Origin of the sequence: Providencia rettgeri, from assembly GCF_001874625.1 — a bacterium.
GTDB classification, from domain to species: Bacteria; Pseudomonadota; Gammaproteobacteria; order Enterobacterales; family Enterobacteriaceae; genus Providencia; species Providencia huashanensis.
The window spans coordinates 1568753-1592479 of the sequence record NZ_CP017671.1 but is presented as its reverse complement, the minus strand read 5'-3'; the positions used below and the strand labels follow the sequence as shown (position 1 = coordinate 1592479).

Genomic DNA, 23727 nt, shown 5'->3' with positions numbered 1-23727 from the left:
TCAAGAGTATCATCATGTAGAAGCACCATCACCTACGTTTTAACTTCAAATTAGTTAACACATTGAATTAACACCACCAAGATGTGCAACAATAGTTGGGTAAAACCAATTATTTATCAATATGCCCATATTTACTATTAAAAAAACAATATAGATAATACTCATGATAGTATTACCAAATTATACTGGCTTAAATGGCACAAGGTAGCAGCCAATTAGCTAATTCAAAATCTCTATTTTCAAGTAATTAGGCCATTTCGAAAATAGCTATATTCTGTGAATACCTCATGCCACAATCGGGGATTATCCACCATTAATACCCATATAATGATTATTATCTTGTTTAAGGATTCATACTCATAATCCTATAACTTTTGGTTAGATTTGCTGTTATTGGCATAAGGCATCCTATTATCAAGTAATTTAAAACTGAAACTGTCTCTATCAACATAACCAATAACATTTTCTGAATCATATAATTGCATAAAAAAATCAGCTAACTCATTGCTTGAATGATAAGTCCCAAAAACTTGGTCATAATCATAATGTGCTAGATTATTGGCGACTTTGCCGAATTCTGTTTTTGTTGCGGCTGGTGCTAATAACTTGACTTTTAATTGTGCTCCCGCGTTTAATAATTCATGGGCAAGCCCTTCTGTAAAAGCGCTAACAAAAAATTTTGAGCCACAATACGTCACCGCAGTTGGTACGATAGTATATCCTCCAGCTGAACTAACATTAATGAGCTGCTTATTTTCTAAATTATGGTTATCACGGACATACATCAATGAAAGCATTGCTAATGTATTAATGTTTAAATTTAATAACGTATTTACATCTTCAAGTGATTGTTTGGCAGCTTCACCATAATAACCAATACCCGCATTATTTACCCATACATCAATGTCAAACGGGCTTAACTCGCCATAGAGTAAACTCGCATTTTCAACACTCGATAAATCACATATTTTTGTGACTATATCAATGTTTGGGTGTAACGTTTTTAGTTCCGTTTTTAACTCTTCAAGCAAAAATCCCCGCCTCGCTATTGCAATAATATTAAAGCCTCGTTTAGCAAATGCGAGTGCTATAGCTCGCCCTATTCCGGAGCTAGCTCCTGTAATAACAGCATAATGGTAATTTTTCATAATGACCTCTCATTTACAAAATGTATTGAAAGGCTAAAAGATAGAGCTTACTCTAGGTCAAGTATTTTTTTCGATAGTAGGTACATATGAATTATTCAATTAGCCAATTTTCGCAATTAACTGGCTTTAGCATTTATACGCTTAGATATTATGAAAAAGAAGGTATCTTGGCACCTTCAAGGCAAAGTAATAACCATCGATTTTACTCAGAAACTGATATTGAATGGATTAAATTTATTATTCGTTTAAAGGAAACAGGGATGCCTTTAAAAAAAATTAAAGAATACGCGAAATTAAGGGAGATAGGCGCATCCACAACGTTAGATAGAATGAATTTACTCACAGAACATTATACGAGTCTAGAACAACAGATACTAATATTGAATGACCACCTAGATAGTTTAAATAATAAAATTAAGTACTATCAAGAACAGTTAAAGTAATCAGTTCCATGATTGAATAAAAATTCGAAACTTACTCAATATGATAGTGCTTTTAAATTAAACATCTATCCACTCAATTAGGAAACATAAATACCGTTCAAGGCATTAATGGGGACGGTGTTGGGCTGCGATCATCATTAAATACTTGGCCAAAACGAGGATGACCTTGGTTCCACGCCTCAACAGCCTCGATAATTTCAGCTTTAGTACGCCCAATAAAATTCCACCACATTAATATAGTTTCATTTAAAGGTTCGCCCCCAAGTAATAAGATGTGGCTATTTGAAGCAAACCGCACAACAACTTCAGAATTGTTTTTGCCTAAATACACTAATTGATTCGTACCTACGTGTTGCCCATCAACAATCACAGCTCCTTCAATAACAAAAATACCGTATTCAAATTCAGACTGTAACGTTAAGCTATGTTCAACACTTTTTTGAGCAATAATATCGACCCCAACTAAAGGAGAAAAGCTCAACGTCGGCGCTTTATAAGCCCCGTATTCACCCACTAACAAGTGGAATTGGGTTTGCCCTTCAAGCCAATTCGGTAAAATAGGATAATGATCAAAACGAGGTATTGTATCTTTAACGGCTTCCGGTAATGCTATCCATAACTGCACTGCATGGAGTTTATGGTTTGCTCCATAAGTGTCTTCTGAATGGCTGATCCCATATCCTGCTGTCATTAAATTAACTTGCCGCGGCCGAATAACTTGCTCATAACCTAAGCTATCGCGGTGTAATACTTCCCCTTCTATCATCCAAGTGAAAGTTTGTAAGCCAGTATGAGGATGAGGAGCCACCTTCATTCCTTCGGAATTCCCTTTAAAAACAGTAGGACCTGCATGATCAAGAAAACACCATGCGCCAATTAACCTACGTTCTCTTGTAGGTAAAACCCGAGCGACAGGGATGCCCCCAACATCTTTGGAACGTGCTGTAATCAACTGCAATTCTGTTTTCTTATCATTGGATTCAATAGTCATGACTACCTCATCGGTCATTAAAGAATATTATTGTCGAATATCATTATATTCAGGAGTTCTATCAAATATCGCTTTCGCAAACGGGCACAGCGGGATAACTTTGCGCCTTTCTTTTCTCATACGCTCTACGACTTTAGCAACAAGCAATTTTGCGATCCCCTGTCCTTTTAAGCTTTCATCAACCAATGTGTGATCAATAATCGCTAATTCGTCTCCTGTATATACAAAGGTTATCTCTGCGAGACGAGTTTGCTTATCATCAGATAAAATAAAAAAGCTGTTGTGGTCAGATTGGATATTCATCATAAATAGCTCTTCTTAAAAACCTAACGTTAATCCAGAGTAAGCGACATAACCTGAAAAGACAACTGCCCACCTTTGTTGATATGATCCAAATATTTTGAAGTGAACAGAGTCAAAAAATACATGACCGATAGCAAAACTGATGTCGGCTATGACTGTCTGAATATTTTATGACTCCATAATTTAATGTGTAAGGGATGACAGGGTATTTTTGTGTTTAACGACTAAATTCTAATGGAAGCCCACTCGTATTATTATGTATTATAAATTAAGGATAGTATGCAACCTGTAGCAGTAGATGTTTTTTAATGGATAATATTCTTATTTTAGCCGATGGTAACTACCGTATTATTTTTCGCTACATCAACAAACGCAGTACATAACGGCGAAAATTCGGTGGTTATTAAATAGTTATTTTTACTTACCATCACTATTCATCAACGCTAATCAATGATAAGTCTATCATTACGTCTATTGACTGAATCCCCCTGTACATAAGTGGTTTCTATCATAACAGCTTCGAGTAAATTACCCGTTATCCGTTTAATTTATCCGCTAGTATTTTAACTTTTCAATATATCAATTAAACTAATACAAACATATAGAACAGAGAAATATAACAATATCTATCTTATTAATTGTATTACTTGACTACTCACTGACAGGAATATGTAATGAAAGTACCATACTTAAAAATATTATTATCACTTTCAACAATTTATATATGTAGTTCTTATAGCGATGAAAATTTGAATGCTGGTTACGCTAAGCTACTTGCACTTTCATTGACAGATGACATTAGCGCTTCAACACTTCATGCTGAGGGGTTTAACTACGAAAAATATTCTTTACCATATGAATTCAAAGACCTTTATGTAATAGATGATTACTCTTTTTCTATGCAATTGAAAGGTAATTACCTTAAAGTTAAATCGTCACTAGTTAATATTGACTCTTTAGGCAATCTACGCGCCCGTTGGGATATTTTTAGTCTATCTGCATCACCAAAAGTTTCCTACCAAATAAACGAAAAGTTCAGCCTAGAAAGTGAGCTAGAATTAGGCTATGCAAATATGAGCAATAATTCCACCTTTCATGGTAGTCAACAAATGAAAGACGTATTGCGCGATGAAGGGTTATTAGATTGGAACGTAAATTCATTTCATATAACACCTAAACTTGGCCTGAGAAACACAAATATCCTAGACAATAATGATGAATTGAATCTATATGGCCATATATCCTATATGTTTACTAATGGTTTTGGAAAGACAAAAGGCCTAAACGTCAATAGCAGTACCGGAACATGGTCGATTGGTGGTGAATATGTTATGACGGAACTCATCAGTATAAATGACATTAACTTCAATCTAATCTTATCCAATGATATCGGCGGGTTCTATGGAAAGGACTATAGAGAATTGTCATTTGGTTTTATAAATAATACCTCTGTCGCATTAGAAACCCCCATTAATATCTATGATAACCAAGTAAAAGTGAAAGCTGGGATAGGCTACCTATCAAGCGATAATGCACATGGTATAGCCTTAACCTTGGGAATAAGGTAGGCGTTATTTCAATACGATGATTTAAATCGATAAACGTTAGGTTTTGGCATTATTGACCATAACGTTAATTTATCAACCGTTTTCCAATAGACGATAGCAAACGTTGGAACCATGTAATTATGCAAGGAGAGCACTATATAGCACTCATTATATTGTTATTAAATGATTATTTAATAACCTAACTTTCATTCTATTCGAATTTCTATATAACCAAGAACATGACTAGGCTATTTTTGATGCCTGTTTTTTCTTGGTTCAATGAGATGCTTAGACCGCATAAATATGCATTTATTATTAATTTTAACGCAGATAATAAAACACCAACTAGAGTAAAAGTGAAGCTTACCCTTTAACTATATAAAGTAAAAACTTGTTCCTCCTCACCCTCGCTCCAACACGACCTTTTAGATAACAACCCAGTTTTGCACTTGTAACCAAATAGCAGTGGCTATTCACCCTAGTTTTTAATACTCCATGTTTTGCTATGACTGTAATGCTGTTCTATAAAGCGTACTTCCTCAAGGTCCAAAAAGAGCAGTAATTTTTATTGAGTACTCATCTATTTCTTTTCATAAAATAATTTCTAATCAAAAAGAGGATTATCACACACTAAACGAGTAAATATTCTTATGAATCACTTTGTAATACTTTGAAAAAAAATATTACAAAAAGATTTAAATGACACTTTTTAATTATAAGCATAAAAACAACACACGTTAGATATTGATATTATTAACTTTTAAATTTACAACCAAGATAACCCCAAAAAAACGTAGATTTCCCGTCACATTTATTGATAAGAAAAGTTGATTTATTGAATCAGTGAAGATATAAAGAAAATAATTACATAAGTTAAATGAATGGAATTCAATTGCAACCATTTAACAATACACAATTCAATATAATCACTAAAACTGAAGGAAATTTCACTCATGTCAGATAGCTTTCAAAATGAAGTCCCCAAAGCACGGGTCAATATTAAATTAGAACTGCACACGGGCGGCGCTCAGAAGAAAGTGGAATTGCCACTTAAGTTATTAGCGATGGGTGATTACAGTAACGGACAAGATAACCGCGCGTTGTCTGAGCGTGAAAAAGTAAATATCAATAAAAATAACTTTGATAGCGTCCTTAGTGAATTTACACCAACAGTTAACTTAACGGTAAAAAATACCCTTGCTGGTGATGGAAGTGACGAAAGCGTAAACCTCTCTTTCAAAAATATGAAAGACTTCGAACCTGAGCAAGTGGCTCGTCAAATCCCCCAACTTCGAGCCATGTTAGCCATGCGTAATCTGCTACGCGACCTGAAATCTAACCTTCTCGATAACGCTACGTTCCGCCGTGAATTGGAAAATATCCTTAAGGACCCAGCACTCAGTGATGAACTACGTGAAGAGCTAGCACAACTTGCACCGAAGAAAGATTAATTTGGATTATTAAAGGATTATGCTGATGTCTGTAAAAAATGAATCAACCCAAGGTGCAACGACTGTACTTGATGAAACCTCGAATCAAGGCGTTTATGCTTCTTTATTTGAAAAAATCAATTTAACCCCTGTTGCTACAATCAGTGATATTAACGCATTCCAAGATAATACTGCGCTAGCTGATGCAACTGCGGATGAACGAGTCACGGTTGCCGTTCAAGTATTTTTAGACCGTTTAAAATCTTCTGGTCAAAAAGTGGAGCGTTTAGACCGCAACCTGCTTGACCATCATATTGCTGAACTCGATAAGCAAATCAGCCAGCAATTAGATGAAGTGATGCACCATCAAGACTTCCAAAAAGTTGAATCTACTTGGCGTGGTTTAAAATTCCTTGTTGATCGCACTGATTTTCGTCAAAACGTAAAAATTGAGCTACTGGATATTGCCAAGGATGACTTGCGCCAAGATTTCGAAGATAGCCCGGAAATTATCCAAAGTGGTCTTTACCACCATACCTATATTGCAGAATATGACACCCCAGGTGGTGAGCCTATTGCAGCGATAATCTCTAACTATGAGTTTGACCGTAGCGCGCAAGATATCGCCTTATTACGCAGCATCTCTAAAGTCTCCGCGTCTGCCCATATGCCATTTATTGGGTCTGTTGGACCAAAATTCTTTGGCAAAGAGACCATGGAAGAAGTGGCTGCTATCAAAGATATTGGTAACTACTTTGACCGTGCTGAATACATTAAATGGAAAGCTTTCCGTGATTCGGATGATGCCCGCTATATTGGTTTAACCATGCCTCGTGTATTAGGTCGTTTACCTTATGGCCCTGATACTGTACCTGTTCGCAGCTTCAATTACGTTGAAGAAGTCAAAGGGCCAGATCATGAGAAATATTTGTGGACTAATGCCACATTTGCTTTCGCTGCCAACATGGTTAAAAGCTTTATCAACAACGGTTGGTGTGTGCAAATTCGTGGTCCGCAAGCAGGTGGAGCAGTTAAAGATTTACCTATTCATTTATTTGATTTAGGTACAGGTAGTCAGGTGAAAATCCCATCAGAAGTGATGATCCCTGAAACGCGCGAATTTGAATTCGCTAATCTTGGCTTTATCCCACTGTCGTACTACAAAAACCGCGATTATTCGTGCTTTTTCTCGGCTAACTCCACCCAAAAGCCCGCGCTGTATGACACTGCCGATGCGACAGCAAACAGCCGAATCAACGCGCGTTTACCCTATATTTTCCTACTCTCTCGCATTGCCCATTACCTGAAACTGATCCAACGTGAAAACATTGGTACCACCAAAGATAGACGCCTCCTTGAACTTGAACTCAACAACTGGGTTCGTGGTTTAGTCACTGAAATGACCGACCCGGGTGATGATTTACAAGCTTCTCATCCACTTCGCGATGCAAAAGTGGTTGTTGAAGACATTGAAGATAACCCAGGCTTCTTCCGCGTGAAACTGTATGCCGTCCCACACTTCCAAGTCGAAGGCATGGATGTGGATTTATCGTTGGTTTCGCAGATGCCTAAAGCCAAAGCCTAACGATTAGTAAAGGTCATTCAGGATGAAAATCTACCGTCCCTTATGGACAGACGGGGCCTTTTTGGCCCCTCAACAATTTCAACAACAAGCTCGTTGGGACAGCCATGTCGCTGAAGTCGTTGCTCAAATGGGTATTGCCTCAACGTGGGGTGTGATTAGTACTGAATTTGATGACAGTGCTTTAACCCTATCTCGAGTTAGCGCACAAAAGATGATTGTGCGTTTTCACGATGGCACACTTATTGACACGACTCTGTCTGATGCTCTTCCTCCGGTATTATCCCTTAATGACTACGCAGATCGTCAGTCATTAGACATCGTGCTAGCGTTACCTTTAATGCTAGCAAATGGCGGCAACTTGGCCCCTGAAACGGGTACAGATCGCCCTCGTCGGTTTAGCCAAGAATGGGTTAAAGTTCAAGACCTACTCGGGCATGAGCAAACGGATATTGCAGTATTACGTCATGTGGCAACGCTACGTTTTGCCCATGATGAGAATGAAGCCTATATGACTTGCCCAGTTGCACGGCTGATCCGCAATGCACAAGGGGCATGGGAATTTGATAAGCGTTTTATTCCCCCCTTGCTCGCTTGTCAGGGAAGTCTTGAACTACGCACGTTACTCTCTGAATTTATGCACCGCTTAGTCGCTAAACGCCGTCGACTGATGGCTCTGCGCCGCGAAAGCAATGAGAAAATGGCAGACTTCGTGGTTGCTGATGTCTCATTATTTTGGCTATTAAATTCACTGAACAGCGCCGAACCTGTACTCAATGAACTTAGCACGGCACTACATCGTCATCCTGAATTACTCTATCGAGAACTCGCCCGTTTAGCAGGGAGCTTATTAACTTTCTCTTTAGAAAGTAAATTGGAAGATATTCCGCAATACAAACATGAGCAACCGGAGCAGGTTTTCCCTCCTCTTTTTACGCTATTAAACACCCTGCTTGAAGCCAGCTTACCTTCACGTGTTATCAGTATTGAATTAGTAAAAGAAGGTCCTTTCTGGACAGGGCAGCTTCATGATGGCCGCTTACGTGAAGAGGCGGATTTCTATTTATCCGTACGCTCATCTTTACCCGCTCACCTACTCATTGCTCAATTTCCTTTGCTGTGTAAAGCAGGTAGTCGGGATGATGTTGCTGATGTGGTCAATGTGGCACTCAATGGTATCCCATTAAAACCGCTCAGCCATGTGCCAACCGCGGTTCCACTTCGTTTAGAAAATCAATACTTTGCGCTAGATATTGAAACACCTGCGGGTCAAGCCATGCTTTCTTCAGGGCAATGTGCCTTTTACGTCCCGAGTACATTAGGTGATATTCAATTAGAGCTGTTTGCGGTACTTCGCTCATGAAAAATACAATGTCACACCACACTATTGACATGATTTTTGCTCAAACTTGGTTAATGGTTTGTCAACTTCATCAGGGCACTGCCATCTCTCAGGGGGATAATTTTTACCACCGAGTTTGTCAGCTGATTGATGAAACGCGTCAAAAATTACTTGAACATGGTTATCCAGAAACTGCCATTGAACATATGCAATATGCCCAATGCGCATTAATTGATGAAAGCGTGATGAATCGCCAGCATCAACAAGATGATGGATACAACACTTGGATACAATCACCGTTGCAAGCCCGTTACTTCAATACATTGGAAGCGGGAGATAAACTGTGGGATCGCCTACGCAGTATTTTAAATGAAACGGCACCTAACCCAGATGTTTTGCTCTGTTTTCATCGCGTGCTCACCCTCGGGTTTGTTGGAAAATTTCGCCAGCAAAATGCGCCAGAACGCGAGCGTATCGTCGCTCAACTCAATGTTCAACTTCCTGATTATCTGATTTCATCAGACTTACCTCTTGTCGTAAAACCTAAATTACGTTTTAGCCGCCGCCGACTCTACTGGTTTGGTTGGATTGGTGGAGCTCTTGTGCTCGCTGCAATGTGGTGGGGCTTCAGTGCATCGTTAGAACACTTACTACAACAATGGATGACACAAGGATAGGCATGCAAAACCCAACCAAACAGTGTCTGACACTTTTTGCGACAGGCCTTTTTCTGTGGTTACTCTGGGGGTTTTGGTCCCTAGGGCAAACTGTCACTATTTTTGTATCGGTCTTAGTGCTGGCTCTTACCGGTGGGATGTTATTTTGGCAGTATAAGCAGCGCCGCCAAATGCTTTCTACTGAGCATGATTATGCGGGTGCATTGCCTGCCGATAACTACTCGGGTCCTGTTATCCTCGTTTGTGGTCAGTCTGATGCCCTATTTTTGAGTGACCAATTACACCGAGAAACTCGCCAAGGTTGGTATATTCGGGTATCTGCCCCCACTGAATTAGTTAAATTAGTGACTGCATTGATGGAACATGCCCCATCATTATCAGGGCAGACATCATTACTGTATATCGTCCTGCCGGAACAACTTACTCAGCAAGAAACACTCACTCAAGCATTGCTCAATTGGCGTCGAGCCATTGGTGAAAGCAACCAAAAAATAGGGTCAAAACTGCCATTTTGGGTCACAGTGTATCTCACTATGCCTCGCCAAACAGGTACAGACCTACATGTGGATGGCGAACACACTCCATGGATGACTTTACTCAGCCACCAAAATGAGTTTCAGGTAGAACAAGAAGGTTCTATGTCAGCCCCCTACTCTGTCTGGTTGCCCGCCCATATTGGGCACTCAGAGCAAAGCCTGCAATTTTCCCTGTGGTTAGATACCTTACAGAGTTGGCTCAACCAAGTTTTAGTCCCACAGTTCACCGTGTCTCAAGCAGGAGCACCAAAGCAAACTCCTTCAGCATGGGCTATTCAATGGATAGATATCACCAGCCAACCTAACAACTTATGGCAGCAATTTATCCAAGAAAAAACCATGCTGCCGCTATATTCATCAATTCAAACCACTGATTTGCTGCCTTTACCCGATGTGATGTTACGACGCTTACGCCATGATATTAGCTTAAGCCGCACAGAGAAAACCCTTGGGGCTATCGGAATTATTTTCGGGGTCTTCTTGGTAGGCGCATTAATCGGAAGTTACTACCATAACCAACAACTCATTCGTCACATTGGCGAAGATGTTGCTCGTTTTTCGCAACTTTCGGATACCCCTCTTGCACCAAAACAGACCGCTTATCTGCAATTGCAAGATGATGCAACTGAATTGGCACGTTGGGAACGCGAAGGGATACCAACCTCTCACTCTTTAGCGTTATATCAGGGAAATAGAATATTACCCTACTTGCACACGCTATTAGGTAGTTGGGCTCCCCCACCGCCACCGACGCCTATCATTGTTCAAAGTGCCCCTGAAATGGTCACCCTTGATAGCCTATCGTTGTTTGATGTAGGGCAATACACCCTCAAAACGGATGCAACTAAAGTTTTAGTCGATGCCTTGCTCAATATTAAAGCCAAACCCGGTTGGTTAATTGTCGTCTCCGGCTATACCGATAACACCGGAAACCCAGCATTAAACCAAACACTCTCATTAAAACGCGCCGAATCGGTCAGAGATTGGATGATAGAAACCAGTGATATCAGCCCTGCTTGTTTTGCTGTTCGAGGGGACGGGCAAAATAACCCAGTTGCTGATAATCAAACCGCTGAAGGCCGAGCAAAAAATCGACGCGTTGAAATACGACTCATCCCTCAAGCAGATGCTTGCCAGGGCGCAGATAATCAAACCGTGTCACCGATGGACGATGACACACATTCGACACAAAAGGAGAAGTAACCATGGCTATTCCTGTTTATTTATGGCTAAAAGATGACGGCGGTGCGGATATCAAGGGCTCTGTCAATGTACAAGACCGTGAAGGCAGTATTGAAGTGGTCGCACAAGACCATAACCTGTATATCCCAACCGATAACAATACCGGTAAATTAACGGGTACACGTATCCATACGCCATTTATTTTCGTGAAAGAAATTGATGCATCAAGCCCTTATTTATACAAAGCAGTGACCACGGGTCAAACTTTGAAAGAAGCTGAATTCAAATGGTACCGCATTGATGATGCTGGGCAAGAAGTGGAATATTTCAATACCAAGCTTGAAAACGTCAAAGTGGTCAAAGTCGCGCCAAAAATGCACGACATCAAAGACCCTAACAAAGAGAAGCACAACCATCTCGAAGAGATTGAACTGCGCTACGAAAAAATCACTTGGACCTATAAAGACGGCAATATCATTCATTCCGATTCTTGGAATGAGCGTGCAACCGCTTAATTAAAACAAGCAGGCGTTTCGGCGTCTGCTTTTTTTGTACGTATTCGTACACCGATGACACACAACACACAATTTATCTTGATACCTAATGAACCTCGGTTAACGGTTAGGGGCGGTAGCATTTCTTGCTGTCTCTAACCGTTTTCACCCCAATATATTTTTACCCCAATACGAGAGAAAGAATATGGACAATTCATCCGTGATGCTATTACGCCGCCTAAACCCTTACTGTGCCAACGCATTAGAAGCGGCGGCTTCACTTTGCCAAACACGAGCGCATGCGGAAATTACCATTGAACATTGGTTGCTCAAATTATTGGAAATGGGGGAAAGCGATATCACGGTGTTAGCTCGCCGCTATGAATGGGATATGTCAGCCCTTTGGCAAAGTTTACTGACAGATATCGACAACTTACCACGCTCCATTCATACGCGCCCGTCTTTATCAAAACCGCTGCTGAATCTCATTCAACAAGCTTGGGTGATTGCATCATTGGATGAAGATATCGAACATATTCGCAGCGTGCATTTATTATCTGCCATGGCTCAGCAACCGTCACTGGTGCCCAATGATAATTTGTGGCCATTAATGACATTAAGTACCACCCAACTTCAACGCTTAAGACCGATGCTTGATGCCCAATCCGATGAGCGCCCTGAAATACAACAACTCGCCACACATAATCAATCCTTATCCCATGAAACGCCATCTGATGCTATCGATGTAGAAACGGCGAAAAGCTCAAATGTGATTGGCAATACACTGAACGAAGCACTACTGGCCGTACTGAATAAATTCACCGTCGATGTCACTGAAAAAGCACGCGAAGGCGCGATTGACCCTGTCTTTGGACGTGATGACGAAATTCGCCAAATGGTGGATATTCTTTCTCGCCGTCGTAAAAACAACCCAATTCTCGTCGGCGAGCCGGGTGTCGGGAAAACAGCCTTGGTGGAAGGCTTGGCCTTACGCATTGTCGAAGGGAATGTGCCCGTTAGCCTGCAAACCACCGCCTTGCGCACCTTAGATTTGGGGCTACTACAAGCAGGGGCCGGCGTTAAAGGTGAGTTTGAACAGCGCTTAAAAAACGTGATTGAAGCCGTACAACAATCCCCTACCCCGATTTTACTGTTTATCGATGAAGCCCATACCATCATTGGCGCAGGCAACCAAGCCGGTGGCGCCGATGCGGCGAACTTACTCAAACCCGCGCTAGCTCGCGGTGAATTGAGAACCATTGCAGCGACAACATGGTCTGAATACAAACAATATTTTGAACGCGATGCCGCCTTAGAGCGCCGCTTCCAAGTGGTCAAAGTCGATGAGCCAGACGACGAAAAAGCCTGTTTAATGCTGCGGGGGCTAAAACCACGCTATGCCAAATACCACGGTGTTCATATCACAGATGATGCAGTGAAAGCAGCGGTGACTTTGTCTCGCCGTTACTTAACGGGTCGTCAACTCCCCGATAAAGCCGTGGATTTACTCGATACCGCCAGCGCCCGTATCCGCATGAGCCTCGACACGCTCCCTGAAGAACTAACCCGTTTAAAAGCCAAGCGCAATGCCTTAGAACTTGAGCAGCAAGCCATTCTTGATGACTTGGCGATTGGCAACACCACCAATCAATCCCTTCTAAACGAATTAGTCACTCAAGATGCGCAAATAGCGATACAACTGGCTGAGTTAGAACAACGTTTTGAGCAAGAAAAAAACCTTATTAACGAGCTCTTAGAACAGCGCCGTCAATCCCAAGATGTGAGTGACATTCAAACCCAATTAGAACACGTACAGCAAGGTGAACCACTGATCACCCCTGATGTGGATGTCAGAACCGTTGCCACCGTCATCGCAGATTGGACAGGCGTGCCATTATCCAGCCTATTAAAAGACGAACAAACCGAGCTGCTTGAGTTAGAAGATTCGCTTGGCAAACGTGTCGTGGGTCAAGAAAGCCCATTGATGGGGCTTGGGCAACGACTGCGCGCCGCTCGCACGGGTCTCGCCTCAGAAAATGGCCCGCAAGGGGTATTTTTACTGGTTGGCCCAAGTGGCGTAGGGAAAACGGAAACGGCTTTGGCCTTGGCAGATGTGCTGTTTGGTGGCGAAAAATCCTTAATTACCATCAACATGTCCGAGTATCAAGAAGCCCACACTGTCAGCCAATTAAAAGGCTCTCCTCCAGGCTATGTAGGTTATGGTCAAGGCGGTATTTTAACGGAAGCCGTTCGCAAGCGCCCTTACAGCGTCGTGTTACTTGATGAAGTGGAAAAAGCGCACCGCGATGTGCTAAACCTGTTTTATCAAGTGTTTGACCGTGGTTTTATGCGCGATGGCGAAGGCCGTGAAATCGATTTTCGCAATACCGTGATTTTAATGACAGCAAACTTGGGCAGTGACTTGCTGATGCAACAACTCGAAGCGTTCCCTGAGTCTACCGATGGCGAACTGCAAGAATTGTTGCGCCCAACCTTGCGCGACCACTTCCAACCTGCATTATTAGCGCGTTTCCAAACCCTGATTTATCGCCCATTAGGCCCTGTCGCACTGCGCCAAATTGTTGAAATGAAACTGGGCAGCGTGATTAAGCGTCTCTACACTCATTACAAGCTCGAAGGGATTGTCGATGAAGCACTGTATGACACCCTCGTGAGCGCGTGTTTATTACCAGACACCGGCGCCCGTAATATAGACAGCCTGCTTAACCAACAAATTTTACCGATACTGAGCCAACAATTACTCATGCGCCAAGCTAACCACCAGCAAGCGCAAAGCCTGACTTTGGGTTATAGCGAAGAAGACGGGATCACCCTGAGTTTCAGTGATATTGAGGAGATAAATCCATGAGCCTACTCGACACAGCCAAAAACATCCTTCAAGGCCAAAACCGCTATCGCCTAGAAGTCCAAGGCTGCTCAGATTTACTGGACGTTGAACATTTTACCGGGCGTGAAGCCGCTAGCGACACCTATCGCTACCAAATTACGTTTACCTGTTCCGCCCAAGACCTTTCTGCTCAACAATTATTACGCCGTAATGCCAGCCTGACCTTTTGTGCACCAATAAATAACGTAATGGGACTCGCCACTCAACCTAGCGTTGCCAAGCGCGTTCATGGCGTGGTTACAGATTTTCGTCGTCTCTCAGGCTCTGCCGATGAAGCTCGCTACCAGTTAGTTATCGAGCCTTTTTTCGCGCTACTGCGCCATCAAATTCGCAGCCATCGTTTTTTTATTAACCAATCCATACCGGATGTGGTTGAGCAAATCTTACGCGAACACAATTTCAAAGGCTGGGAGTTCGAATTTCATCTCGAAAAAGCCTACCCAAAACGCGAACAAATCAACCAAATTAATGAAAGCGACCGCCAATTTATCGAGCGCTTACTCAGTGAAGTGGGGATTTTTTATCGCTTTAGTTTACAAGATGAAACACAAACAGAAGTTCTGCATTTTACGGACAGCCAACGCGGTTATGTGTATGACAAAACGCTGCCATTAAATAGTCCCTCAGGGCTAAGCGATAACCATGTCGACAGTGTTTGGGGGTTATCGTTACGTCATCAAGTGGTCGAAAGCTCTGTGTTTGCCAAAGACTATAACCACCGTCTGGCGGAAGATACGTTGATTTCTGCGGTAGCGGACATGACTCGCGGTGATGGCGAAAAGACCAACTACGGCGATGTTTATCACTATAAAGGCCGCCACCTCACCCGTGGGGATAAAATTCGCCCTGAAACTGAAACCGCTAACTTCTGGGCAAGACTCGACCACGAACGCTTTTTAGCTCGTCAGACTTTACTACGCGGAGAAAGTAGCGCTGCAGACCTGACGCCATTATTAGTGCTAAGTATTCAAGATAACCCGCTCAGTTCGACGTTACCCAGCGTATTCAAATCACCAATTCTAATTACTCGCCTACGCTTTACCGCCAGCCGAGATAAAGCGCTAACTGTTCGCTTTGACGCGGTGCCTTACACCGAAGCACTGTGTTGGCGCCCTGCTCTAAAACCACGCCCTGTGATTGCCGGAACATTAATGGCGCGTGTCACCAGTGCAAAAGACCACGATATTTATGCCCACCAAAATGAACACGGCTTTTATTGGGTGAAATTCGATGCAGACAGAGATGAAAAAACCAAGGGCTATGAAAGTATGCCTGTGCGTTTGGCGAAACCTTACGCCGGCGATACGTATGGGATGCATTTCCCGCTGATCCAAGGGACAGAAGTCGCCATCGCCTTCCATGAGGGCGACCCAGACCGCCCTTACATCGCCCACGCACTGCATGATTCCCGCCACCCCGACCACGTGACGGATAAAAATAACACCCGCAATGTGATCCGCACGCCTGCGAATAACAAACTGCGCATGGAAGATAAACGCGGGCAAGAGCATATTAAGCTCAGCACCGAATATGGCGGAAAAACCCAGTTAAACCTGGGGCATTTGGTGAATGCCGAGCGCGAACAGCGTGGTGATGGTTTTGAGCTGCGCACCGACAGCTGGGGCGCGATCCGTGCGGGTAAAGGGTTGTTGATTACCACCAATAAGCAGGATAAAGCCGGTGGGGATGTGTTGGCGATGGAAGAGGCGGTAGCACAGTTAAAACAAGCACAGCAGTTAACGGAATCTCTCAAAGAAGCCGCTAACGTTGCAAAAGCTGAGCTGGCTGATTTACAAACACAGAAAGAACTCCTGTCTGAAACACTCAATGAACTTCAGCAATCCGCTCTGCTGGTTTCCTCACCCGAAGGTATTGCACAGACCACCCCCAAAAGCATTCAAACCTCGGCAGGTGAAAATATCATCAGTACTGCCCGTAAAAATGCAGATTTTAGTATTGCCAAAAAGTTCACCGTGGCTGCTGGCGAAATTATCAGCCTATTCGCCCAAAAGCTCGGGATCAAAATCTTTGCCAATCAAGGCAAAATCGCGATTGAGGCTCAACATGATGAAATGTTCTTAGATGCCTTAAAGGATATAAGCATTAGCAGCCATGATGGCAAAGTCATCATCAAAGCCAAAAAGGAAATTATTTTAACCAGTGGTGGTGGCTATATTCGTATTGCAGAGGGCACGGTGGAATGTGCCGCACCCGATAAAATTATCGAGCGTGGGGCTGTCTGGCAAAAATTTGGTGGGCAAAGTATCAATGAAGCGATGCAGTCATGGGAAAGTTCTGAGTTCACAGTTAAGCCTCAATTGATAAATTTAGGCGATTTAGGCAGTCCTCATCTACCAAAGCCTGTTGGTATTTATGCCGAAGGCACAAAGAGTACCAGTGCGAGTGATGCCCAAGGAAATTTATCTGAGCGTAAGGGTTTAGGGCTAGATCAATTAGGTATTAAACTTGATAGAGAATAGTGCCAAGTTAGTGGTTAAGGAATTCAATTTAAGGATTTTTTATGACAGATAAATCAGCAACACCTACCGAATGCCAACACATTTCTTATCACTTACCTCAGTGGGATGAAAATGGAAAATGTAGTTGGATTGACATTCAATTACAGCACAAATCCCTAAATGCCGAAGCGAAGTGTATAGTTCCACCAACTAAAGTAATTCCTGTTATTTTTATCCCTGGGATTATGGGGACGAACCTTAAAGATAAGAAAAATAAATCTATTTGGCGAGCAGATTTGGAAAATGGAGCAGATACTTTATATTTACTCTGGAAAAGTAGTAATGAAAGACGCAATCTCTTGAATGTGAAAACAACCTTAGTTGATGACCAAGGCAAGATTAAACCAAGTAGCCACACGTTTTTTTCTGATGATGGAAATTTGTTTCCAAGTCGAGCTAAGCGGAATTGGGGAGAAGCACTTTACTTAAGTTATGGTGAGTTCTTAGATATATTCCAAACAACCTTAATCGATGATTGGCAAAAAGACATATTGAATATAGTACTCAAGCATAAGCCGACATCCGCACAAGAATATGTAAGTCGTAAAGGTATTCTCAGCAACCTTGAAGGTCAATTACTTGGAGAGACTCAAGACACTCCTTTAACGCACAAGGAGCTAACACACTTCAAACATTTTCTATTTCCTGTACATGTTTTTGGCTATAACTGGCTGGTTGATAATGCTGAATCAGCGGCTCAGTTGGTTAAATATATTGGTAAGGTAATAGAAACTTACAAGCATAAACACGGATATGGTTTAGCAATAGAAAAAGTTATTATTGTCACTCACTCCATGGGGGGATTAATTGCTCGCTATGCGATGAATCCACCGGAAGGCTCGTTTCAAGGGTGCCAAGATAAGGTGTTAGGTATTGTGCATGGTGTTATTCCTGATTTGGGGTCACCTGCCGCATATCGACGTATGAAAACTGGTGCTGGAAAAGAGGGAATTCCAGGTCTCGTATTGGGTAAAAATGCGGAGGAACTCATGCCAGTATTGGCATTTGCACCAGCACCTCTGCAATTATTACCATCACCTAAATACCCCCCGAATTGGCTTAAGTTTGATGATGGGATAAGCTATCCTAAGATTGCCCCTTTTGAAGAAATCTATTTAAGAAACGATGTTTGGTGGCGGTTATATGAACCTGATATCTTGGATAAAGATGAAACAATAAGTCAAAGTAACTGGGATGCATATGACAGCCTTATGGATACAACCGTCAGAAATTTTATGGAAAAACTGGATGAAGGAATATACCATCCAAATACCTATGTATTCTATGGTAAAGAAGTCAAATCTGATGGTTTTTTAACATGGGTAAAAGAAAATAAAATATATCAGAATCCTTATACAGGGCAACCCGTTATTCCTCAACATACAACACATGATCGCCAAATTGTTCAATTGCCAAATGGCGAATATTGTGAATACCTATTAACCCAATCTAATACTGCGGGTGATGGCACAGTGCCAATTGAATCTTTAAATGAAATAAAAAAACACTCTTTACTTAGAGGATGGTTAGCAACAAATGTTGACCACCAAGATGCTTATGCTGTCAGTGGTACAGCCCCTAAGAACTACAGTGAAGCAATCAAATTTACATTACAATCAATAATTAAAATGGTGCAAGAGGTAGATATTCGTGCAGCGGATTAACTTATTGGTCAGTGGCGTATTAGGTGTTATTTTCATTTTAGCGGGGATTATTTGGTATTTATTACCATACCCACTCCCTGAATTAACCGACAAGGAAAAAATGGTGGTAGATAATTTATTTGAAAAAACCAAAACCCAGTGCATTAGTCGTTATATCATTGATGTTCCTGAATCGTTTAATAATCAGCTAAAAGATAATATTTACATTGATAATTTTAAGATTGAAAGCCAGTTTATCTACCCGCCATCGTTTAAACAACGTATTGAATTACGTGAGGCAGAATTGCGGGAATGGAAAACTAGCGCAGAAAATGCGCCCATGCTAAAAGAGGTTATTCAATTACCGGATGGTAAAGGTGTTATTTTTGATCGAAATAAACCCGCTACAGATGATGCATATCGAGTATTAGAAGCACATATCTATCTTAATCATATTGCATTTATTATTACTACTGATATCCGAGATTTCTCCGATAAAAAATACACAAAAAGAAAGGCTGAATATTTAGCTCGAGGTGGAAGTGAATTCCTGTCAAATCAGAAACCATCTCGATTAGTCGCTATGCGCTCTCTTATCTCCCGGTTAAGTGGCCGATTAGATGATGAAATTCCAACCGAAAAAGGTACCTGTATTCCGAATGGTTTTATTTTAGATGACACTGAAAAACATCAACAACAAGTGACTATCCTCTACGAAAATGCAGATTTTTTCTTATCATTGGAATTTGATAATCGTTACTTAGGCTCAAGTGATACTCTATTAAACCGAGATAATGAGATTATACCGATGCTCTATCAACAAGGATATCAGACGATAAAAAAAGGTGATCTAACACCTAATGGTATACCATCACAAGAGTGGCTAGTGGCAAAAAAACAAGAAGTTTATTCTGATACTGAGAATAGGCGAATACCTAACCTGCCGTATTATGATTTTCAATTTTTTGCTAATGAAGCAACTGCAACAAACACAATTCCTAAGTTAAATATTGGCATGCATAATCAAGATAAGTTCACTTCATATAGTGGTGCACAAATGGTCGAAATTTGGGATCGAATTGTCGGTTCTCTACGTTACAAACCGAATGCGTTTTGATCTATACAAGAGGGATAATAAATACCTAAACAGTAAGCCCCTTTTCTGATACGAATCCGAAAGGGGGCGATAAAATAACGGCTAAAAAACACTGAGTATTCTGGTGGTTCTGATAAAAATGGTTTTCCATTATCAATGACTGAACTTTTGCGTAAAGATAATAACGTTATTTCCAAAAAGTAGGTTCACAATGAAAGGATTTGTCTGTCTTGGTGACAAAAATACCCATGGAGGCCATGTGCTCTCGGCTTCATCCACAATGTACATTGATGATAAACAAGTTGCACTCGTTGGAGATCTTGTTTCCTGCCCCAAACACGGAAATAACACCATCATAGAAGGGGCTGATTCTGCTTTTGATAATGGCATTGCCATCGTAGTGGATCAGTGCCTATGTGCATGTGGGTGTCGTTAGGTATTGTGCATGGTGTTATTCCTGATTTGGGGTCACCTGCCGCATATCGACGTATGAAAACTGGTGCTGGAAAAGAGGGAATTCCAGGTCTCGTATTGGGTAAAAATGCGGAGGAACTCATGCCAGTATTGGCATTTGCACCAGCACCTCTGCAATTATTACCATCACCTAAATACCCCCCGAATTGGCTTAAGTTTGATGATGGGAAAAGCTATCCTAAGATTGCCCCTTTTGAAGAAATCTATTTAAGAAACGATGTTTAGTGGCGGTTATATGAACCTGATATCTTGGATAAAGATGAAACAATAAGTCAAAGTAACTGGGATGCATATGACAGCCTTATGGATACAACCGTCAGAAATTTTATGGAAAAACTGGATGAAGGAATATACCATCCAAATACCTATGTATTCTATGGTAAAGAAGTCAAATCTGATGGTTTTTTAACATGAGTAAAAGAAAATAAAATATATCAGAATCCTTATACAGGGCAACCCGTTATTCCTCAACATACAACACATGATCGCCAAATTGTTCAATTGCCAAATGGCGAATATTGTGAATACCTATTAACCCAATCTAATACTGCGGGTGATGGCACAGTGCCAATTGAATCTTTAAATGAAATAAAAAAACACTCTTTACTTAGAGGATGGTTAGCAACAAATGTTGACCACCAAGATGCTTATGCTGTCAGTGGTACAGCCCCTAAGAACTACAGTGAAGCAATCAAATTTACATTACAATCAATAATTAAAATGGTGCAAGAGGTAGATATCCGTGCAGCTGACTAAAAAAAACCTCTATTGGGGCGTTATTACACTTATCGTGATAATGGTACTTGTGGGGCTTATTCTTTTTACGGAACAGCAAGCCCATACTCAACTGACTGACAAGGAAAAAGTGGTGATTGATACCTTATTTGAAAAAACTAAACCCCAATGCATTGGCCGTTATATTATTGATGTCCCTGATTCATTCAATAATCGGCTACATGATAGTGTGTATATTGGTGATTTTAAAATTGAAAGCAAGCTTATTTATCCTCCGGCATTTCGGCAACGTATTGAATTACGTGAGGCAGAATTACGGGAATGGAAAACTAGCGCAGAAAATGCGCCCATGCTAAAAGAGGTTATTCAATTACCGGATGGTAAAGGTGTTATTTTTGATAGAAATGAGCCTGGGGCAGATGATGCTTATCGGGTATTAGAAGCTCATCTCTATGTTGACCATATCGCTTTTATTATTACTACTGAAATCCGAGATTTTTCTGATAAAAAGTATGAAAAAAGAAAAGCCAGTTTTTTAGCTAGAGGTGGGACAGAAGTTCAATCAAACCAAAAACCAATTCGTTTAGCGGCTATGTATTCACTAATTTCTCGATTAAGTGGACGATTAGATCATGAAATCCCGACCGATAAAGGTATTTGTATCCCGAATGGGTTTATTTTAGATGATAATGATAAGCACCAGCAAAAAATCGCTATTGTCTATAAAAATGATGAATTGTTATTGTTCTTAGAATCTGACAATCGTTACTTAGGGTCTAATGATACGTTATTAAATCGAGAAAAAGAGATAAATGAGGCAATGAAGCAACAAGCGTTACACACAATAAAAAAAGGAAATTTATCAATTAGTAATATTCCAGCACAAGAATGGTTGATGACAGGAAACCAGGAAACTTTGTCTAAGGAAAAGAATATAAGAATATCCAATTTACCATATTATGATTTTTGGTTTTTTGCCAATGAAGCAACATCAACTGAAATAATACCACTACTACATATTGGTATGAATAATCGAAATAAATTTACTTCATACAGTGATGCCGAAATGGTCGAAATATGGGATCGAATTGTCGGCTCGTTACGCTATAAACCCAATGCGTTTTAATCTATACAAGAGGGATAATAAATACCTAAACAGTAAGCCCCATTTCTGATACGAATCTGAAAGGGAACGATAAATAACGGCTAAAAAACACTGAGTATTTTGGTGGTTCAGATAAAAATGGTCATCCATTATCAATGACTGAACTTTCGCATAAAGATAATAACGTTATTTCCAAAAAGTAGGTTCACAATGAAAGGATTTGTCTGTCTTGGTGACAAAAATACCCATGGAGGCCATGTGCTCTCGGCTTCATCCACAATGTACATTGATGGTAAACAAGTTGCACTCGTTGGAGATCTTGTTTCCTGTCCCAAACACGGAAATAACACCATCATAGAAGGGGCTGATTCTGCTTTTGATAATGGCATTGCCATCGTAGTGGATCAGTGCCTATGTGCATGTGGGTGTCGGGTGATCAGCTCAGAGCCCACAACCCATACAAAATAAGCAGATAAGGATATCGAATCAATGTATTGGAAAATTCCTACCATTCCCGATAAAACATTATTAACCAAACCTAATTATAAAATTGTAGTCGTATTTTTTACAACGTTAGCCGCTGCAATTTATATGTATGGAGCCACATTACCAACTGAGCAAAAAACACGTTTATTTCTTTTTTCATTGCCAGTAGTCGCACTGCTATTTTTTCTATCTATAAGTTTTTTGTATATCCGCTACCAACACGCGGTTATAACATTTGATAATTGGGAAAAAGAGAAAGAAATCACCAAACAGGAATGGCAAGCATGGTGTCAATCTTCAATTAGCTCTATCGCGAATGTTATTTATACCCCTGATAAAGACGGCACTGACGTGTTTTTGAAAGAAGCGGAAGCCATTCCGATGTTTCCTGATAAACCACGTCGTTTATTCAATAATCTGCAACTTGATGAAAATTTTATTACAGCCATCGACCTTCAACTCGAAAAACAGTGCCCTAATTATCGTTTTTATCTAACAACAATTTATATTTTAGATAATAATAGCGATGACAGTGATGTTCTAATTTATAATCAATGGCATCTTAAGCCTATTAAACCATCTCTATATAAAGATATTTTCTCTATTTATGAGAATAAAATAAATGATACATTTCTAGTTATTACTATCCAGTCAGCATCACAATTTAGTGAATTTATTTCAGCTCAACTATTTTCTAACGATGATAAACTAATTAACTCAAGTCGTGCTCGTATTGAGATAGAAAGGATAATGGAGTTTGATAATCAAGATATTGACAATGATATCGTGAAATACATTGATTACAGTGGAATATCAAAAAAAGATAAATTCCAAACATGGATAACTGAGAGTCAGCAAGATATCGTAGATAACGTTCTCATCACCTACACTGAAAAAAATATTGAGTTTGATAAAACTATTCCAATTCGTTCTTTAGCATTATCTTATTCAACACCACACCCCAATGCATTTTTAACATACCTTTCACTCGTAACTGAAATATCATTAAAAACAAAAACAGACCAAGTCCTCATTCACTCAAATCCTCATGGTGCCAATTACGCGGTTTATATTCGTAGGTCTTAA

At 40.7% G+C, this 23727-nt stretch carries 22 protein-coding genes; 19 read left to right on the top strand and 3 right to left on the bottom strand.

Translation table 11 applies throughout. The features are described 5' to 3' along the window. Positions 1 to 365 precede the first annotated feature (365 nt). On the bottom strand, positions 366 to 1148 hold the full coding sequence (locus RB151_RS06995) for an SDR family NAD(P)-dependent oxidoreductase (RefSeq protein WP_042848018.1): 783 nt from the start codon (positions 1146 to 1148) through the stop codon (positions 366 to 368). Positions 1149 to 1234: 86 nt separating this feature from the next. On the opposite strand from RB151_RS06995, the gene RB151_RS06990 reads away from it, so the two are divergent. Then, a complete protein-coding gene (locus RB151_RS06990) occupies positions 1235 to 1591 on the top strand; it encodes a MerR family transcriptional regulator (protein WP_042848020.1) in 357 nt (118 codons plus the stop codon). 97 nt (positions 1592 to 1688) lie between these two features. Here RB151_RS06990 and RB151_RS06985 read toward each other — a convergent pair whose 3' ends face one another. Further along, positions 1689 to 2582 (bottom strand): pirin family protein, encoded by an 894-nt coding sequence (locus tag RB151_RS06985; RefSeq protein ID WP_042848022.1) that lies wholly within the window; start codon positions 2580 to 2582, stop codon positions 1689 to 1691. A 27-nt stretch (positions 2583 to 2609) separates the two neighbouring features. Beyond that, positions 2610 to 2885 carry a GNAT family N-acetyltransferase gene (locus RB151_RS06980; RefSeq protein WP_042848080.1) on the bottom strand — a complete coding sequence of 92 codons (276 nt, stop codon included), beginning with the start codon at positions 2883 to 2885 and terminating at the stop codon, positions 2610 to 2612. A 674-nt stretch (positions 2886 to 3559) separates the two neighbouring features. Here RB151_RS06980 and RB151_RS06975 point away from each other — a divergent pair. The 18 genes from RB151_RS06975 (at position 3560) to RB151_RS06895 (ending at position 23727) form a co-directional block, all read left to right on the top strand. Further along, positions 3560 to 4453, top strand: coding sequence for a hypothetical protein (locus RB151_RS06975; protein ID WP_042848025.1), 894 nt, complete (start codon positions 3560 to 3562; stop codon positions 4451 to 4453). Positions 4454 to 5385: 932 nt separating this feature from the next. Beyond that, entirely contained in the window at positions 5386 to 5883 is a 498-nt protein-coding gene (gene tssB / locus RB151_RS06970; RefSeq protein WP_042848028.1) for a type VI secretion system contractile sheath small subunit, read from the top strand. A 19-nt stretch (positions 5884 to 5902) separates the two neighbouring features. Next, complete coding sequence (tssC, locus tag RB151_RS06965; protein WP_042848029.1) at positions 5903 to 7447, top strand: type VI secretion system contractile sheath large subunit; 1545 nt, start codon at positions 5903 to 5905, stop codon at positions 7445 to 7447. A gap of 22 nt (positions 7448 to 7469) precedes the next feature. Continuing rightward, the gene (gene tssK / locus RB151_RS06960) at positions 7470 to 8807 is read left to right on the top strand and encodes a type VI secretion system baseplate subunit TssK (RefSeq protein WP_048606638.1); all 1338 of its coding nucleotides are present in this window, start codon (positions 7470 to 7472) and stop codon (positions 8805 to 8807) included. After that, entirely contained in the window at positions 8804 to 9463 is a 660-nt protein-coding gene (gene tssL, locus RB151_RS06955; RefSeq protein ID WP_048606636.1) for a type VI secretion system protein TssL, short form, read from the top strand. Before tssK ends, tssL begins: the two co-directional genes overlap by 4 nt. Positions 9464 to 9465: 2 nt before the next feature. Then, on the top strand, positions 9466 to 11202 hold the full coding sequence (locus tag RB151_RS06950; protein ID WP_042848034.1) for an OmpA family protein: 1737 nt from the start codon (positions 9466 to 9468) through the stop codon (positions 11200 to 11202). Positions 11203 to 11204: 2 nt separating this feature from the next. Beyond that, positions 11205 to 11696 (top strand): Hcp family type VI secretion system effector, encoded by a 492-nt coding sequence (locus RB151_RS06945; protein WP_004912469.1) that lies wholly within the window; start codon positions 11205 to 11207, stop codon positions 11694 to 11696. 184 nt (positions 11697 to 11880) lie between these two features. Next, the gene (gene tssH, locus RB151_RS06940) at positions 11881 to 14544 is read left to right on the top strand and encodes a type VI secretion system ATPase TssH (RefSeq protein WP_071547918.1); all 2664 of its coding nucleotides are present in this window, start codon (positions 11881 to 11883) and stop codon (positions 14542 to 14544) included. After that, positions 14541 to 17063: a type VI secretion system Vgr family protein gene (locus RB151_RS06935; RefSeq protein ID WP_071547917.1), complete on the top strand. Its 2523-nt coding sequence runs from the start codon at positions 14541 to 14543 to the stop codon at positions 17061 to 17063. Before tssH ends, RB151_RS06935 begins: the two co-directional genes overlap by 4 nt. A gap of 41 nt (positions 17064 to 17104) precedes the next feature. After that, positions 17105 to 18766 carry a lipase family alpha/beta hydrolase gene (locus RB151_RS06930; RefSeq protein ID WP_071547916.1) on the top strand — a complete coding sequence of 554 codons (1662 nt, stop codon included), beginning with the start codon at positions 17105 to 17107 and terminating at the stop codon, positions 18764 to 18766. Then, positions 18753 to 19862, top strand: coding sequence for a T6SS immunity protein Tli4 family protein (locus tag RB151_RS06925; protein ID WP_071547915.1), 1110 nt, complete (start codon positions 18753 to 18755; stop codon positions 19860 to 19862). Before RB151_RS06930 ends, RB151_RS06925 begins: the two co-directional genes overlap by 14 nt. Positions 19863 to 20052: 190 nt before the next feature. Next, a complete protein-coding gene (locus RB151_RS06920) occupies positions 20053 to 20277 on the top strand; it encodes a PAAR domain-containing protein (RefSeq protein ID WP_071547914.1) in 225 nt (74 codons plus the stop codon). Then, positions 20256 to 20540, top strand: a complete 285-nt coding sequence (locus RB151_RS06915; RefSeq protein ID WP_145927300.1) for a hypothetical protein — start codon at positions 20256 to 20258, stop codon at positions 20538 to 20540. Before RB151_RS06920 ends, RB151_RS06915 begins: the two co-directional genes overlap by 22 nt. A gap of 24 nt (positions 20541 to 20564) precedes the next feature. Beyond that, the gene (locus RB151_RS24165) at positions 20565 to 20729 is read left to right on the top strand and encodes a hypothetical protein (protein WP_158516015.1); all 165 of its coding nucleotides are present in this window, start codon (positions 20565 to 20567) and stop codon (positions 20727 to 20729) included. Positions 20730 to 20816: 87 nt separating this feature from the next. Further along, complete coding sequence (locus tag RB151_RS24160) at positions 20817 to 21071, top strand: hypothetical protein (protein ID WP_071547912.1); 255 nt, start codon at positions 20817 to 20819, stop codon at positions 21069 to 21071. After that, positions 21052 to 22176 carry a T6SS immunity protein Tli4 family protein gene (locus RB151_RS06905; protein WP_225833259.1) on the top strand — a complete coding sequence of 375 codons (1125 nt, stop codon included), beginning with the start codon at positions 21052 to 21054 and terminating at the stop codon, positions 22174 to 22176. The genes RB151_RS24160 and RB151_RS06905 overlap by 20 nt, the downstream gene beginning before the upstream one ends. 189 nt (positions 22177 to 22365) lie before the next feature. Then, the gene (locus RB151_RS06900) at positions 22366 to 22623 is read left to right on the top strand and encodes a PAAR domain-containing protein (protein ID WP_071547911.1); all 258 of its coding nucleotides are present in this window, start codon (positions 22366 to 22368) and stop codon (positions 22621 to 22623) included. 21 nt (positions 22624 to 22644) lie between these two features. Continuing rightward, positions 22645 to 23727, top strand: a complete 1083-nt coding sequence (locus RB151_RS06895) for a hypothetical protein (RefSeq protein WP_071547910.1) — start codon at positions 22645 to 22647, stop codon at positions 23725 to 23727.